A 15,873-nucleotide genomic window follows, 5' to 3' on the forward strand; every position below is an offset into this window, starting at 1 on the left:
AGATGGCTCGGTAAAAAATCCAAATGGATCAAATGATTCTAAAACATATGTAGGATATGCAGTGTCAGCCTTATCGGATGGTCATGGTCAATATGGTACGAGTAACCTGAAAGCAGGCATTGTAGATTTTCAACTAAATCATCCGACTGGAGACAGTGGGGCTAACATTAGTCTCGGAGGTACTGTCGGCAAGGCTGAAATGAAGGCAGGGACAATTGCAAATGAAGATGTACATTCCAGCTCGGTTGATGCAAAGTTAGAGGTCGTTTCCGGAAATGTAGGCCTCAGTTCAGGAAAAGCAGGATCTGGTGACTACGTGGAGGCAAAAGCTGAAGGTACAATCGGGTTGGCTGAAGGAAAAGGTAACTATAAATTAACACACGATCTTGACGAAGCCAGGATTGGCGCCGCCTTTGAACTTGGGGCAGAGGCTGCTGTTGCAAAAGGACAGCTTTCAGGTGCTATAGATTCAAAATATTTTAAATTGAAAGGTTCTGTTGATGGAACTGCTGGGTCGGCAGGTTTGGGATTGGGGGGAGGGGCATGGGTGGATTTTGATAATATAATGGTAAAAGTTCAATTGTCAGGAAAAATAGCGTTTATATTAGGATTAGGGGGAGATGTTGATATCCAGCTTGGACCATTTACTAGCGTCCCTATTCAAGAGCTACTTGGGTTTACTTCTTCCAAATCGGGTATAGTGCTATCAGGCACATCTACTGTTATTATCGGGGGATAGTATGAGTAAAATTATTCGTATAACAGAATCCGTCTTTCCATTATACAATAATCTTGTATTTAGATTTTTTTTAGGTATTGCCTTGTATCTCCTTTCCGTATACGTTATATTTCACTACGTTAGAAGTATAACATCATTAAAAATAGTACAACTACTTGGTATTTATGCTTTTTTTTACTATACTATTTTTTCAATGATAGATGGTGGTGTTAAACGATTAGCTACATTTCATATAAAAAACAATGGTGCCCACACCGACAGACAACCAATAAAATGGTATCTGTCCAATCAATTAAATATATCAAGGTTTCTTAAGCTTATATTTATCTTTTTTTATGTATATGCGTGTTTCATGTATCTTATGTATATACCATAATTGACAATCACCACATGTACCAATATTTAATTAATAACTAGTTTTAAATCTTTATTCATTTTGCACGTCAATTTCTATAAATATGCTTAAAACGACTCAGAGATATTATTATGAAAAAAATGGTAAAATCGAAAATCCCCCAGAATCAGTAACATATAGTTTTGAATACCAGAAAGAACATTTTTTGGCGATGCTGTATACATCCTCAGAGGTAACAAGCTTATATTACAAAATATTACTCCCACTAGATGTAAAACCGGTTAGCATTAAACCTGAGCTAATCTCAGGAACCAATAGTTTCTATACTATTTTATTCTTAATTCACTTAACAATTATGATTTAAAATATGAAGATAAATTTTATATTGAGAATTAATACCCCCCTCCACCGACTGTTATATTAATCATTTAAGTGTATGTTTATACCTATAAGTAATCAATACTAGAAATAGAGTGATCTGTTTTAATTCTTACGGAGTATTTTTGAAGTTATTAAATTCGATATACGGTAGCAAAGGGGAATTAAACACAAATCATCCGATATATTATTTTATACTGTTTGTGCCGTCATCGCAGGTGCTGATGAGTAGCAGGAGATAGAATATTTTGGTCATGTTCATCTGTACTGGTTAAAAAGTTACGGGGATTTTGAAAATGGTATTCAGGTTCATGATACCGTTGCCAGAGTTGTATCCTGCATAAGCCCTAAAAAATTCCATAAATGTTTCATTAACTGGATGCGTGATTGTCACGCTTCAGATGATGGAGATATTATTGCTATTGACGGGAAAACACTTCGCCATTCAATACTTTTCATTCCGACCGGGAGTTATCACGCGTTTTTGCTATCCACGAACCAGCCTCTGGCTGTACTGTTTCCAAGAAGCACGCCAGTATCAGTATGTAAAACTCTTACCCGGCAGGGAAAACACCAGCAAATAGAAAACAATTCATTAGCCCAAAGGATTACACCAAGTCCGGGTACCACTTCTTTAGAGCCTATTCGTTAAGAAGTGAGATCCTTAACGGGCAAGACAAGTCCCGACCCCATATTGTGCAAAAGTGAACATCGTTCATTTTCTATCAGATCGTTCAGGGATTCAGAATCCGGATGGTGTTTATGACATCGTCCGGATTTTTTTCGTCCCTACCCTTTCCATTTCATCTCGTTACAGATCTTACCCTGCCTGCGCGCCACAGGAGCATACCTCTGCCAGGATGACCACCTGAGTCATCACGATATAAATCCATCTCCCGTCTCGTTTAGGCTATTATCGTTAGTATATATTGTATTCAGAATGACAACTTTCAGGATGAATATGAGTAAGTTACGCACTGCAATTATCGTGGATGATCATCCCCTCGCGCGTCTGGCTATCCGTGGAGTGCTGGAGAAACAGCGCATTACTGTAATCAACGAATATGAAGACGGGGCGACTGCGCTGGAAGCGTTAACAAAAACGGTTGCGGATATTGTTGTCGTGGATGTCGAGATCCCCGGAGTGAATGGCGTCGAACTGGTAGAAAAGCTCAGAGCACGACAATTCACCGGCGTGCTGATCGTCGTGTCCGCGAAAAACGATCGTTACTACAGCAAACGTTGCGCTCAGGTGGGCGCTAACGCTTTCATCAGTAAAAAACAGGATATGGAAAACATTCTGGCCGCCATTAACGCAGCGCAAAATGGTTATAGCTATTTTCCTTTTTTCCTTGAAGCCCCCTCAGTTGCGTTAACCGATGCACAACGCCTGGAATCCCTCTCGGCACAGGAGATGAAGGTGATGGGCTATATGCTTAATGGTCTTGATAATTCACAAATTGGCGATGCAATGCATATCAGCAGCAAAACGGTCAGCACCTATAAAACACGGTTAATGGAAAAGTTAGGCTGCAAATCATTAATTGAACTGCTCTCATTTGCCCACCAAAATAAGCTGACCTGATGATGAATAAATGGCTCATATTCGTGCTCATTGTTTTATCGATTACCGGGCGTGGCGTTCATGCCCAGGATGAGCTACCCGTTGAGCTGGAGTTGTCGGGCTACAATTACATTACGCCGGTTCCTGTTTATCTGAGTGAGGATGATAAGCGCTGGCTGAAGCAGAAAAAAACGCTTAAGGTTGCGGTTTATCAACCAGAGCAATCGCCCCTCGTGCAGACCACGCTTACAGGACGTTACCGTGGGATGAATGCCGATTATCTTGCGCTGATTCAGCATTCGCTCAACACCCACATCAGCGTGACAGCCTGGAAAAATCAGGAATCGGCAATTCATGCGCTGAAAGCGGGCGAAGTCGATATGGTATTGACCGGTCTGGAGAGTCGCCCTTTCACCGAAGAAGGCATTCTGTCCTCGCAGCCGCTGGTACATTCCTGGCCAAATTTAGTGACGTCGTTAGCCAATGTCATGGTTCCCTTGCAGAGTGCGCAAAGCACCCGGGTCGCTACTGTGAATCACTATCCTGATGAGGGGTTTATTCAGCAGTCATTTCCTAACGCAGAGATCATTAATTACCCCACCTATCAGGAAGCGCTCAGCTCCGTCGCGCATGGGCAAAACGCCTGGTTTGTTGGCGACTCACTGACAACCAGCACCTGGCTATCGCAGGAATTTAGCCTCGCGTTGACGACGGTGAAATACTGGCCTGAACCACAGAAAAAAAGCGCCTTTTTATTTTTGCCAACGCAGGAACGTCTGCTGACAATTGTGAATAACACGCTCAGCGCCATCGATGAAAATGTGCATGGGCAAATAGCCCAGTCAATGATCGATAAAGGCAATCTGTCCTTTCTGTTAGAGCCGCTTAACCTGACCAACCGAGAGAAACAGTGGCTGAAAAGTCATAACACACTGCGTGTCATCATTAACCCGTGGTTTGCGCCTTACACTATGGTCGACAGTAACCAGGAAACGCGGGGCGTGGTGGGGGATATCCTGAATCTGATCGGTCTGCAAACCGGTATGCAGTTTGAAACCATTGTCGTCAAATCGAACGAAGAAATGGTTTCTGAAATGAAGAAAAACAACTGGCATATTGTGCAGGCCGCAACCTACGACTTGAGCCGTGAAAACGCGCTCTCCTTTACCCATCCCTTTATTACCACCCAATTCGTCACCGTTGTCAGAAAAGAGAATACGCAGGAAACCACGCTACGGGCAGGGATGAATGTGGCGATCGGCGCCGACCACGCGTTACTGGCAAAGCTTAAAGCCCAACACCCCGGCATCCAATGGAAAGAGGTGGAAAACTCCAGCGTAGCCTTGAATCTCGTGGCGACGGGAAAGGTGGACGCAGCCATTTCAAATCAGCTGACGGCCCGCTATATGAGCGAGCATTATTATCCCGATCAGCTCGCCTGGCTCCCGATTGCCGGTGAAGCGCCAGCGGCAATCAGTTTTGCCGTTCCCCGTTCCGAACCGGAACTTCGGCAGATCCTGGACAAAGCCCTGGATGATATTCCGCAAAAAGAGATTTTCCAGATCGTCAGTAAATGGATACGCCTGCCGGACGTCAAAATTGATACCTGGGAGTTGTATAACAGACCGTTCTATCTGGTGGCGATACTGGCGACGTTGCTGGTGGTGAGCAGCTTGCTGTGGGCCGTTTACCTGTCGCGGAAAGTCCGCCAAAGGAAACGTTCTCAACGCTTACTGGAGGCGGAACGAAACAAGGCACAGCAGGCCAATGAAGAGAAGCGGGAATTTCTTTCCCATATGAGCCACGAGATCCGAACGCCGGTCAGTGCAATTATGGGATTTCTGGAACTCTTGCAGCTCTCCCCCGCTCGCTTCAGCCCTGAGGATAAAGCATCGGTGGATCAGGCCGCCCAGGCCTCGCGATCATTGTTAAAACTGATTGGCGAGATCCTCGATCTGGAAAAGATTGAATCAGGACTCTTAGACACCGTTCCGCAGTGGGTAAATGTTGATGCTCTGATAAAAGAAAAAATGACGCTGTTTAGCGCACTGGCGGCCCAAAAAGGGATCGACCTGCGTTATGACTCGCGGCTGGACCCGCAAGAGGCGATGCATCTGGACCCCCAGTTGCTGGGGCAGGTACTCACCAACCTCATTGGCAACGCGGTTAAATTTACGCAGCAAGGGCATGTCAGGATTTCGGCGACAAAGTCCAACGCGATGCTGGCGCTCTCGGTGAACGACTCCGGTCCGGGTATTAGCACTGAAGAACAGAACCGTTTATTCACCGCCTTTAGTCAGGGGAAAGCGGGTAAGCATCATCGCGGTTCGGGCCTGGGGTTAGCGATCAGCCGGGCATTGATGACGCAAATGGGGGGAACCATCGCGCTGCAAAGCGAAATAAACCGTGGAACCACCCTGACGCTGAACCTGCCCGTGCAAACCTCGCGTGATATCACGCCGGTATCTATTGACGCGCCCCCGCCCCCTCCCGTTATTCAGGGGACGCTGCGGGTATTAATCGTTGACGATCATCCCTCCAGTCGACTGCTCCTGAAACGCCAGCTTGCAACGTCAGGTATTGTTGCGGATGAAGCCGAAAACGGCGAAGAGGCTTTACGACACCTTCAGCAACAACATTATGATTTGCTTATTACCGACCTCAATATGCCCGCAATGGACGGCATTGAACTTACCCGTCAGGTACGGAAATTTAATCGCGACCTCACCATCTGGGGGTTGACCGCCTCAGCGCAAGAACATGAACGCGAACGCTGTCTTGCGGCAGGCATGAATGCCTGTATTTTCAAGCCGATTACGTTATCGCAAATCTCGCACTTCCTTTCAGGAATGTGTGAGACAGCCAATACGATGTTTGATATCGAAATGCTGGGTATGCTGGCACAAGGCAACCGGTCGCTCATGCTTACAGCGTTAAAAGATGCACAGCAGGAGAACCGCCGTGATTTAATCGCCGCCCGACAAGCGGCGCATACTGAAGATTATCTGACCGTGAAGCGCCATATTCATCGCATTAACGGGACTGCCCAACTGCTGGGCGTTAAGGCATTGATGAAGGTAGCGCAGTCGCTGGAAGATAAACTACCTGACGCCATTTCCGCCGCAGACCTTGCCACAGACCTTGATCGCATCGACGCCTTACTTGATGAATTAGATCAGGCTATCGCAACATTCATTCCATAACCTTCCTACACGCGTAGGCGGCGCCTGACAGAAAAATAAGGTGCCGCTGATGTTGTCCCGTTGTTAACCAGGTAAAATTAGCCTTGTTCTGACGGAATATATTTCGTTAATTAAACCTGGGATATTTCCTAAGAAAAATCCATTTTTACCGTCATTTCAAGTTTCAACTATCAAATGACATCAAACCATTAAACCACACCTATCAATAGTGATAGTGTTAAATTTCATCTTTATGGCACATAAATAGTTTTTTATTTCAATAAAGACGGCAATCAGTGGATCGTTGTTCTTTTGAAAGGGAACAAATAGAAGAAACGATCGTTTTTATGATTATATTCGAAATCCATTATTTTTGTGGTGTCATCTGATTTTATTTTCTGTAAATTTCACAAAGAAACATGAGGTGAATTTCTGGCGTTAAATAACCAAAGAGGGCATGCCAAAAAGGGAAGTTTTATGGATTTGTCAAACTCCGTTTTTTCTGATGATTATTTTTTTATCGTCGGTATCAGTACGCTGTTAACATCGGAGTTGATTGATGAAAATTACTACATAGTAGATGTTGAGACAACAAACCTCCTGCAGGTTAAAGAGCATTTTTTTGCAGACAGGAAGATTATTGCGTTTATAAGCAATGATCTTGACTACTATGCATTAAAACATCTACGGAGTATTACGTTTGTTGATAAGCGAAGCCGACTTAATGAAATTCTGTCCTGCCTGTTTGTCAATGATTCCCGATATATTTATCGGGTGAAGTACACGCTTTCAATGCGAGAAAGCGAGGTGCTCTCATGTATGCAAAAAGGGCTTGATGCGAATGAGATTGGTAAACAATTAGGTATGACGGTTAAGACATTTTATGCCCACCGGCGCAGTTTGGTTTTTAAACTTCAGGTCGGCAATCGTATATCTTTGTACCGAACTATCGCACGAGTAGAAAGTTATAAGCAGGACACCTGCGAACACAGTATTTCGTTAATCAGACAATGTCATTCGTCAGATAAGTATTTCACTGGAGGGAATTAGCACATTATTAATTAACATTTAAAGCATCAGTATATTATTTCTTAAATATTAACTTAACTAACTGGATCTTATATGAAAAAGATTGCACTGATTTCCGCGATTTTATCGCTCTCTGTATTTCAGGCGGCAAATGCTGCTGACGGCGTAATTAGTTTTACTGGCAGCATCACCGGTACGGCCTGTGTGGTGGATACCTCTGCGATTGCGCAGCCTGTCAACCTGGGGACTGTCGCGACAACCGCATTCTCAGGCGGTAGCGGAGCAACGGCGGCGGCGAAGCGTTTTAATATTGTGCTGAAATCCTGCCCGGCCAGCATTTCCAACGCCAGTATTCGTTTTGATGGCATCACCGACACGATTAACCCTTCTATTTTAGCACTGAGCAATGGGCAGACAGCGTCGAATGTTGGTGTCGCGATTTATGAGCAGGACAACTCAACGCTGATCCCTGTGGGTTCCGCATCCTCCAGCGTAGCGCTGGAAGAAGATGTTGATAACACACTGACTTACTTTGCCAAATATATGGCAACCGGCGCTGTTGGCGCGGGTACGGCAAACTCTTCAACCGCGTTTACCGTTATTTACCAGTAAAAGCAGGGCCCTTCGCGGCCCTGAGTAATTCACTCAGGATCTCTTCATGTTTCAGAAAGTCTATAAAAAGATTGCCGTTGGTCTTTTGTTTATCTCCGCAACGGCAATAAGCGGCGTGGAAATAGGCGGCACCCGGCTTATTTATAACGGCAGTGGCAATCAGGCGGCAATCAGCGTTAACAATCCAGATAACAAGCCGTATTTAATTCAGTCATGGGTAAGCAAAAGTGAAAATGGCGACGACAGTGACAATGCATTCATCACCACACCGCCTTTATTCAAATTAAATTCGCAGGCGCAGAATTCAGTACGCGTTATGTTATCAGGCGACACGCTCCCTACGGACAGAGAAAGTGTTTACTGGTTGAATATTAAAGCAATCCCTTCGTCATCACCGGATGCTAAAAATGAATTATTGATTGCGGTCAAAAGTAAAATGAAGCTGTTTTATCGTCCGGCAGGATTAAAAGGCGACCCTTCGCTTGCGTATCAGCAGCTAACGTTTTCAAGCGTGGGTGGAAAGTTAAGTGTGCATAACCCCTCGCCGTATAGCGTGTCGCTATACGACATCAAGGTGAATGGGAAACAACTAGCAAAACCTCCAATGGTTTTACCATTTCAAACGGTATCGCTACCTCAGTCGGCGGTAACGGGTGGTGAAGTATCGTGGCGTGCGATTAATGACTTCGGAGGCATTACGGCTGAACATAAATTTAAAATGTAGGTTACAAAGCCATGTTTCATGTCAATGCAGTTTCGGGTTTTGCTAAATTAACTCGGTTATCCACACTTATTTATCTGTGTACGCATACTCCTGCTGTACTGGCTGGCGATTATTTCTCTCCAGATTTTATTGAAACCCGTGGAAATATCCCGCGTGATATTGATATTTCTCGTTTTAATGAAGCTGACGGGCAGGTGCCTGGCGTCTATCACGTTGATGTCTATGTAAATGGAAATTATCTGGCATCACAGGATATTTCATTTATTGACAGTAAGAGTGGGTTAATACCGGTGTTGACTCGTGCAGATCTGGTGCAATGGGGCGTTAAGCGCAATGCACAACCTGAATGGATGCACATGGCAGATACCGCGAACGTTGAACACCTCAGCAAACTGCTTCCCGGCAGCCAGCTTATTTTCCAGTTTGACGGGATGCGCCTGGATCTCTCCGTACCGCAGGAGTATCTACAGCGCGATCCCCGGGGGTCGGTATCGCCTGAGCGGTGGGATGATGGGCTGAATATGCTGTTCCTGAACTACAACTTCTCAGGCGCTAACACGCATGGCAGCGACAAGTCGAGTAACGACAGCTATTTGAACCTACGTAGCGGTATTAACGTTGGGCCCTGGCGATTGCGTCATTACGCCACTTATAACAACAACGATGGCACTGGTCACTGGAACACCCTTGGCACATCGCTGGAGCGTGACATTAAGGCTCTGAAAAGTCAGTTCAGCATAGGCGATGGCTATACGCAGGCCGGTGTGTTCGACAGCGTGAATTTTCGCGGCGCGCAGCTTTATTCAGATGACAGCATGATGCCGGAAAGCGTCCGTGGTTTTGCTCCCGTGGTACGCGGTATTGCACAAACCAACGCGCAGGTCACCATTCGTCAGGGTGGCAACGTTATCTGGCAATCTTATGTGCCGCCAGGCCCGTTCGCGATTGACGACCTGTACCCGACCACCGCCAGCGGCGATCTGGAAGTGGCGGTACGTGAGGCGGATGGGTCGGTGCATCAGTTTATTCAGCCATTTTCCGCGGTGCCGGTGATGCAACGCGAAGGTCAGTTCAAATATGCGCTGGCAGCAGGGAAATATCGCGCGGCAAACAGCAAAGATAAAGAGCCGGAATTTCTACAGGGCACGCTGAGCTACGGTTTACCCTGGGATAGCACGATATATGGCGGCACGCTGGCATCCGCAGATTACTGGGCCGGAGCACTGGGGATCGGAAAAGGGTTCGGTGAATTCGGCTCGCTCTCTTTTGACGCCACTTTCGCCCGTACGCAAATGCCCGGTAAGACAGAAGAAGGCGTGTCGCTACGCGCGCAATACGCCAAAGACTTAGCTTCGACAGGCACCTCATTCAGTTTGATGGGCTATCGCTATTCCTCATCAGGTTTTCGTGATTTCCAGGAAGCGAACGGGGACGTGAATACCTTTCGAATGGGGAGCGACACAATACGTGAAGGCAACAGCTGGCGCTATGAACGGAACAAACGCAGCAAGGCGCAGGTGACGCTGAACCAGCGACTTGGCGACTGGGGAAATATAAACCTCTCCGCCTGGCAACAGGATTACTGGGGCGGCGACACCGAGCGCAGCGTTAACGTGGGTTACAACACCAGCATAAACAATATCAACTACGGCCTGAACTACAGCTATTCACGCGGCCCCCGGCACAATGAAAACGATCATATCGTCTCTCTGACTATGCAAATTCCGCTCTCACGTTTCCTGCCAGACAGCTGGATGACGGTATCCGGGAACAGCAACAAAAAAGGCGATACGACTTCGCAGGTGGGGTTATCCGGTTCAGCGCTGGAAGATAAAAACCTGAGCTGGAATGTGCAGCAGGGCTACAACAGCAAAGGCTCGGATGCGATGGGAAGCGCTTCCGTCAATTACAAAGGCCGTCATGGCGAGTATCAGCTTGGTTACAACTACTCTCGCGATAACCGCCAGATGTCGGTTGGGGCGATGGGCGGCATTGTGGTTCACCCTTACGGCGTCTCGGCCACGCAGCCTCTTGGCGAAACTATGGCACTGGTGAAAGCGGACAACGCGGCGGATGTGAAAGTGGCGAATAACAGCGGGATTTACACCGACAGCAGAGGTTTTGCCGTGGTGCCGTATGTCACGCCGTATCGGCAGAACAGTCTGTCATTAGATACCGCATCGCTGAACCCGCATACCGATGTGCTGAATGACACCTACACCGTTGTACCAACCAAAGGCGCGCTGGCGCTGGCTGATTACCCTACCGTCACCGGTTATAAGGTCATGCTTCAGTTCACCGGGAAAGAGATTCCGTTTGGCGCGACGACCCGTATTAAAAATCACGACAACATTCCAGAAGGAATGGTTGACGATCGCAAACGCGTCTGGCTCAACGGCGTACCGGAAAAAGGAACCGTGATCGTTAACTGGGCCGAGGGAAGTTGTCAGGCAACGTATCAGATAACGCAGATCGCTGACAAACCGCAAACAGTCATCGCGCAATGCCACTGATCTGGAGAGAAAGAAAAATGTATCGAATTTTAATCAGCTTAATTTTTACCTCGCTGGGATTATTTTCACACACCGCCCTGGCGTGGAACTGCACTACGGTTACGTCAACAACAACGATCTCGCCGCAGAATGTAACTATCTCGCGGGATCTCCCTGTAGGCTCGATAATAGGAACACAGGTTATTACACCGACAATTAATGCCTTTAACTGTTGGGACTCCGCTGAGGGCGTTATATCTAGGCAGATTTTTGGTATCAGAGCCATTGGCACATTCGATTCGTCACTCAACGGGCGTCAGATATATAAAACGAACATTAGCGGCGTGGGGTATTCCCTGTCCGCCGCAACGACAAAATGTGCCGCAGGCATCGTGACCGTTACGGGAAGCAATACCATACGGGGAGACATAAATACCGCTAAGCTCTGTGAAAATATGGCGGGGATGGTGAACAGCAATTTGGATGGCGTGGTTATCGTGACATTTTATAAGACAGCAGCCGAAACCGGGTCTGGAACCATAACGGCAAGAACCGTGGGATCGCTGGTTATGTTAAATAACGCGCTGCTGTGGCATTCACCCGAATCTTCCGTCAATATCAACGCGTTCACGGTTACCACGCCAGCCTGTAATCTACAAACGACGTTTATCCCCGTGAATATGCAGGACGTAGATAAACAAGCCTTTAATGGCAAAGGCACCACGCCGGGAGACGCACACACAAAGTCTTTCGATCTGCCGATGGTTTGTAATGCCGGAACAAAGGTCAGCGTTAAGATGGAAGGCGATATTTTTGATGCGAGCAAAGGCGTGCTGAAAACCATTGGCGGAAATAATGCCGCCACGGGCGTGGGAATCCAATTACTTTATAACAATCAGCCGATGGCGCTGGGTTCAGATGTCGCCGTTGGCACCTCATCCTCCGGCGGCGGATTCACGGTACCGCTGAAAGCGCGTTATTACCAGACCGGAGACACCATCACGACCGGTGCAGCGAATGGCGTTTTGTCATTTACCATGACATACCAATAAGACAGTGAGGGGGCGGCAAGACCGAAGCTGAACCACGTCCCCTCGCCATTTATTTTACCGGTTTTCCGTGGCGGTCGCCGGATTACGCAATTGCCCTATCAGCCGCTGCATGTTGTCCTCACAGGAAATCCCGTCAGGCCGGTTTGCAATACTGGCGATCAGACTCAGCAACTCGCTCTTGCTCTCTTCAAGCTGCTTCTGCATGAGTTCGATCTCCGCGATACGCTTCTCCAGGGATTGTATCAGCCCCTCGTGATCCCACTTTTTCTGCTCCTGCGGTAAAAAGCAGCGGATCTGCCCAAGTGAAAAACCGGCACGCTGAGCGTTATCAATAATCTTCAGCAGATTCGCCACCTCCGCCGAATAATTACGATACCCGTTGCTCTGACGCTGTGGAGGGCTGATCAGCCCTTCTGCTTCGTAAAACCGAATACGGGAGGGCGTAAGCCCCGTTACTTTTGCCAGTTCACCAATCTTCATACCGTTTACAGACCTCCCTTGACCTTAAAGTTAACTTTAAACTTATACTCTCTAAACGGTCAACAGAAGATCGTTGCCGGACGCGCGCGCAGACCCTGACGTTTCTCCTTTTTTCGGGAGCCAACGTCCTGGCGCTACGCGCAAGACAAGTCTCTCCCTTTAACAACTTACTGAACCGGAGAAACGATATGGGTTACGTAACAACCAGCGATGGCGTTGACATTTTCTATAAGGACTGGGGACCGAAAGAGGGAAAAGTGATCTTCTTCCACCACGGCTGGCCGCTCTCCAGCGACGACTGGGATGCTCAGATGCTGTTTTTCGTGGACAAGGGGTTCAGGGTCGTCGCGCACGACAGGCGTGGTCATGGACGTTCCAGCCAGGTGTGGGACGGTCATGACATGGATCATTATGCCGATGACGTTGCCGCAGTCGTTAAGCATTTAGGCGTCCAGGGCGCAATGCACGTCGGGCATTCAACCGGCGGTGGCGAGGTCGTGCGCTATATCGTGCGTCACGGCGAAGATAACGTCTCCAGGGCCGTGCTGATCAGCGCAGTTCCGCCATTGATGGTAAAAACCGACAGCAATCCGCAGGGTACGCCCCGGTCGGTGTTTGACGACTTCCAGGCGCAGCTGGCCGCCAGTCGGGCGCAGTTCTATTACGATATCCCTGCGGGTCCTTTCTATGGCTACAACCGTCCGGGTTCCAGTCCGTCTGAAGCGGTCATCTGGAACTGGTGGCGTCAGGGAATGATGGGGGGAGCCAAAGCGCACTATGACGGTATCGTCGCGTTCTCGCAGACGGATTTCACGGAAGATCTCAAGCGCATCACTATCCCGGTTCTGGTTATCCACGGCGATGACGATCAGGTCGTTCCCTACCATGATTCCGGCGTACTTTCAGCCGGGCTGCTCAAAAACGGTACGCTGAATACGTACAAGGGAGCCCCGCACGGCATCCCCACCACGCATGCAGATCGGGTCAACGCCGACCTGCTGGCCTTTGTGAATAGCTGATATACCAACCACGACGGATGAGCTGGCAAGTCAATTAGCAAAAAAAGGAGTCGCGGGCGGCTGCATTCCAGTTTAAAACATACGAACCTATGTTGAGGAGTCTGACCATGCTGGATCACCGCCCGAACTCACAGGATGATCGCCTGCGGCAGGACACCGCATCGCTGCGCCACGAAATAACCGCAAAAGTCAGAACATATACCGAACATCAGGAACGGGTCGTCTGCCCGTTCCCCGGTCTGAGCGTTGCTGAACTCCACGGCCCAATGCCGCCGCTTTCTTATATTTACCAGCCCAGCGTGTCGCTGATCCTCCAGGGAGAAAAGCGCGTCACGTTAGGCGATACGGCCTATGTGTACAACGAATCCCGTTTTCTTCTGACGGCGGTCAATCTGCCAACCGTCGCCGAAGTGATGCAGGCCAGCGCCGAGCGTCCTTTTATATCGCTGTTGCTGGAACTGGATTTATCTGTTGCGCGCGAAGTATTGGTTGATATGGAACAGCACGGCAATGACGTGGGATTCGCAGGCGAAGGACTCTCGCTCAGCCATGCCGACCGCTTTTTGTTTGACGCCATACTGCGCTACATCACGCTCGCAGAACGCCCGCAGGATAGAGGGTATATCGGCAACCTGATTCAGCGGGAAATTCTGTATCGCATTTTAACCAGCCCGGCAGGTATGACGCTGCGGGAAACCGTACTAACGGGATCGAGCAGCCAGAGGATATCTTCCGCAATCAACTGGTTACGCACGCACTATTCCCAACCGTTAAAAATGGAGGATCTGGCCGGGATTGCAGGAATGGGCGTTTCGACGCTGCATCACCACTTTCGTCGCATGACCAACATGAGCCCGTTGCAGTATCAGAAGCAATTACGGCTCCATGAAGCCAGACGCCTGTTGTTGTCAGATAATGTGGATGCCTCGACAGCGGCCATCAGAGTGGGTTATGAAAGCGTCAGTCAGTTTCACAGGGAGTACAAACGCCTGTTCGGCATCACGCCAATCGGCGATAAAGTGCAGTCGCTGAAAGGCGCAGAACGCGTCCGGGAAGCGGGAACGCTGACCGGGATACCGCGCTGATACACGCATATCGGACCGCAAAACAGCCGATCCGATATGCGTTGCTTACCGTCAGTTCGACAGTGAAGCCATATCAATCACAAAGCGGTATTTCACATCACCCCGCTCCATACGCTCAAAAGCCTGATTAATCTGCTGGATATCGATGATCTCACACTCCGGGTACACACCTTTACGGGCGCAGAAATCCAGCATCTCCTGCGTTTGTGCAATCCCGCCAGACGGTGAACCCGTGATGCGACGACGCCCCAGAATCAGCGGCAAGGTGCTGAACCCTTCCATGTTCCCCAGATTACCGACAATAACCAGCGCCCCTTCCACATCAAGCAGCTGAACGTAGGGTGAAACATCATGGCGCGTCGGGATGGTGTCAATAATCACATCAAAAGAGGACGCCGCGTTATTCATCGCCTCTGCGGAGGTCGAGAGCAGAACGTGTTCGGCGCCCAGCTCATGCGCCTCTTTCGCTTTTGACTCACTGCGGGTGATAACCGTCACCTCTGCGCCCAAAGCGGCCGCCAGACGAACCGCAAGGTGCCCCAGGCCACCGATGCCAATCACCCCAACGCGCGAACCGGGGCCAACGTTCCAGGTCCGCAGCGGCGAGTAAACGGTGATGCCCGCGCAAAGCAACGGCGCCGCTCTGGCCGGATCAAGGCCTTCCGGCAGATTCAGGACAAACTCCTCGCGAACCACGATATGTTTTGAGTAACCGCCGTAAGTGACGTCTCCTGAGATGCGGTCACGCCCGTTATAGGTCACCGTCGGAAACTCACGGCACATTTGCTCTTCGTGCCTGCGGCACTGATCGCACTCCTGACAGCTATCGACAAGGGTTCCGACCGCCACCTGTTGCCCGACCTGATAACGCGTCACTTTACTGCCGACATCAATCACCCGGCCAATAATTTCGTGTCCGGGAATACAGGGGTAAATCGTCGCGCCCCACTCTTTCCAGTCGTCACGGGTTTGATGCAGATCGCTGTGACAGACGCCTGACCACAGGATTTCGATCGCCACATCATTGGCACGCAATGCGCGTCGTTCAAACGTAAAAGGGGCCAGTGGCGTAGTCGCGTTTAATGCAGCATAACCGATGGTTTTCATAGCAGCTCCAGTTGTTTGTTTTCCACCTGAAACTGTAGCGGTTTGATGAATGGCA

The 15,873-nt window shown here is 48.8% G+C and carries 12 protein-coding genes and 1 pseudogene; 11 read left to right on the forward strand and 2 right to left on the reverse strand.

Annotated elements, in window-relative coordinates:
* From OGY62_RS00565 to OGY62_RS00605, 9 genes and pseudogenes are all read left to right on the forward strand, one after another.
* Positions 1 to 739, forward strand: a 739-nt coding sequence (locus OGY62_RS00565; RefSeq protein ID WP_286458853.1) for a hypothetical protein, incomplete at its 5' end; no start/stop codon positions are given.
* An 896-nt stretch (positions 740 to 1,635) separates the two neighbouring features.
* Positions 1,636 to 1,920 (forward strand): annotated as a pseudogene (locus tag OGY62_RS00570) (ISAs1 family transposase); the annotation flags it as partial.
* 513 nt (positions 1,921 to 2,433) lie between these two features.
* Positions 2,434 to 3,057: an acid-sensing system DNA-binding response regulator EvgA gene (gene evgA / locus OGY62_RS00575; protein WP_502873546.1), complete on the forward strand. Its 624-nt coding sequence runs from the start codon at positions 2,434 to 2,436 to the stop codon at positions 3,055 to 3,057.
* Positions 3,057 to 6,239, forward strand: a complete 3,183-nt coding sequence (locus OGY62_RS00580; RefSeq protein WP_286458856.1) for a response regulator — start codon at positions 3,057 to 3,059, stop codon at positions 6,237 to 6,239. Before evgA ends, OGY62_RS00580 begins: the two co-directional genes overlap by 1 nt.
* 456 nt (positions 6,240 to 6,695) lie before the next feature.
* Entirely contained in the window at positions 6,696 to 7,268 is a 573-nt protein-coding gene (locus OGY62_RS00585; RefSeq protein ID WP_012135108.1) for a helix-turn-helix transcriptional regulator, read from the forward strand.
* A 72-nt stretch (positions 7,269 to 7,340) separates the two neighbouring features.
* Positions 7,341 to 7,859, forward strand: coding sequence for a fimbrial protein (locus OGY62_RS00590; RefSeq protein ID WP_012135109.1), 519 nt, complete (start codon positions 7,341 to 7,343; stop codon positions 7,857 to 7,859).
* 46 nt (positions 7,860 to 7,905) lie between these two features.
* Positions 7,906 to 8,583, forward strand: a complete 678-nt coding sequence (locus tag OGY62_RS00595) for a fimbrial biogenesis chaperone (protein ID WP_012135110.1) — start codon at positions 7,906 to 7,908, stop codon at positions 8,581 to 8,583.
* Between the two features lie 11 nt (positions 8,584 to 8,594).
* The gene (locus tag OGY62_RS00600; protein WP_286458858.1) at positions 8,595 to 11,096 is read left to right on the forward strand and encodes a fimbria/pilus outer membrane usher protein; all 2,502 of its coding nucleotides are present in this window, start codon (positions 8,595 to 8,597) and stop codon (positions 11,094 to 11,096) included.
* 17 nt (positions 11,097 to 11,113) lie between these two features.
* On the forward strand, positions 11,114 to 12,127 hold the full coding sequence (locus OGY62_RS00605) for a fimbrial protein (protein ID WP_047461228.1): 1,014 nt from the start codon (positions 11,114 to 11,116) through the stop codon (positions 12,125 to 12,127).
* Between the two features lie 54 nt (positions 12,128 to 12,181).
* Here OGY62_RS00605 and OGY62_RS00610 read toward each other — a convergent pair whose 3' ends face one another.
* On the reverse strand, positions 12,182 to 12,607 hold the full coding sequence (locus OGY62_RS00610) for a MerR family transcriptional regulator (protein WP_047461225.1): 426 nt from the start codon (positions 12,605 to 12,607) through the stop codon (positions 12,182 to 12,184).
* Between the two features lie 188 nt (positions 12,608 to 12,795).
* Between OGY62_RS00610 and OGY62_RS00615 the strand changes: the two genes are divergently transcribed.
* A complete protein-coding gene (locus OGY62_RS00615; protein WP_012135114.1) occupies positions 12,796 to 13,626 on the forward strand; it encodes an alpha/beta fold hydrolase in 831 nt (276 codons plus the stop codon).
* Between the two features lie 107 nt (positions 13,627 to 13,733).
* Entirely contained in the window at positions 13,734 to 14,711 is a 978-nt protein-coding gene (locus OGY62_RS00620) for an AraC family transcriptional regulator (RefSeq protein WP_286458859.1), read from the forward strand.
* Positions 14,712 to 14,762: 51 nt separating this feature from the next.
* On the opposite strand, the gene OGY62_RS00625 is transcribed toward OGY62_RS00620, so the two are convergent.
* The gene (locus OGY62_RS00625) at positions 14,763 to 15,818 is read right to left on the reverse strand and encodes an NAD(P)-dependent alcohol dehydrogenase (protein WP_012135116.1); all 1,056 of its coding nucleotides are present in this window, start codon (positions 15,816 to 15,818) and stop codon (positions 14,763 to 14,765) included.
* Between the last annotated feature and the right edge of the window lie 55 nt (positions 15,819 to 15,873).

The organism is Citrobacter sp. CK198, assembly GCF_030333295.1.
GTDB classification, from domain to species: domain Bacteria; phylum Pseudomonadota; class Gammaproteobacteria; order Enterobacterales; family Enterobacteriaceae; genus Citrobacter_B; species Citrobacter_B koseri.

Bases quoted from the DNA above. Each gene is read 5' to 3' on its own strand.
- OGY62_RS00585 (WP_012135108.1), top strand. From the start codon at position 6,696: ATGGATTTGTCAAACTCCGTTTTTTCTGATGATTATTTTTTTATCGTC.
- OGY62_RS00620 (WP_286458859.1), top strand. From the start codon at position 13,734: ATGCTGGATCACCGCCCGAACTCACAGGATGATCGCCTGCGGCAGGAC.
- OGY62_RS00610 (WP_047461225.1), bottom strand. From the start codon at position 12,607: ATGAAGATTGGTGAACTGGCAAAAGTAACGGGGCTTACGCCCTCCCGT.
- OGY62_RS00615 (WP_012135114.1), top strand. From the start codon at position 12,796: ATGGGTTACGTAACAACCAGCGATGGCGTTGACATTTTCTATAAGGAC.
- OGY62_RS00580 (WP_286458856.1), top strand. From the start codon at position 3,057: ATGATGAATAAATGGCTCATATTCGTGCTCATTGTTTTATCGATTACC.
- evgA (WP_502873546.1), top strand. From the start codon at position 2,434: ATGAGTAAGTTACGCACTGCAATTATCGTGGATGATCATCCCCTCGCG.
- OGY62_RS00605 (WP_047461228.1), top strand. From the start codon at position 11,114: ATGTATCGAATTTTAATCAGCTTAATTTTTACCTCGCTGGGATTATTT.
- OGY62_RS00595 (WP_012135110.1), top strand. From the start codon at position 7,906: ATGTTTCAGAAAGTCTATAAAAAGATTGCCGTTGGTCTTTTGTTTATC.
- OGY62_RS00600 (WP_286458858.1), top strand. From the start codon at position 8,595: ATGTTTCATGTCAATGCAGTTTCGGGTTTTGCTAAATTAACTCGGTTA.
- OGY62_RS00590 (WP_012135109.1), top strand. From the start codon at position 7,341: ATGAAAAAGATTGCACTGATTTCCGCGATTTTATCGCTCTCTGTATTT.
- OGY62_RS00625 (WP_012135116.1), bottom strand. From the start codon at position 15,818: ATGAAAACCATCGGTTATGCTGCATTAAACGCGACTACGCCACTGGCC.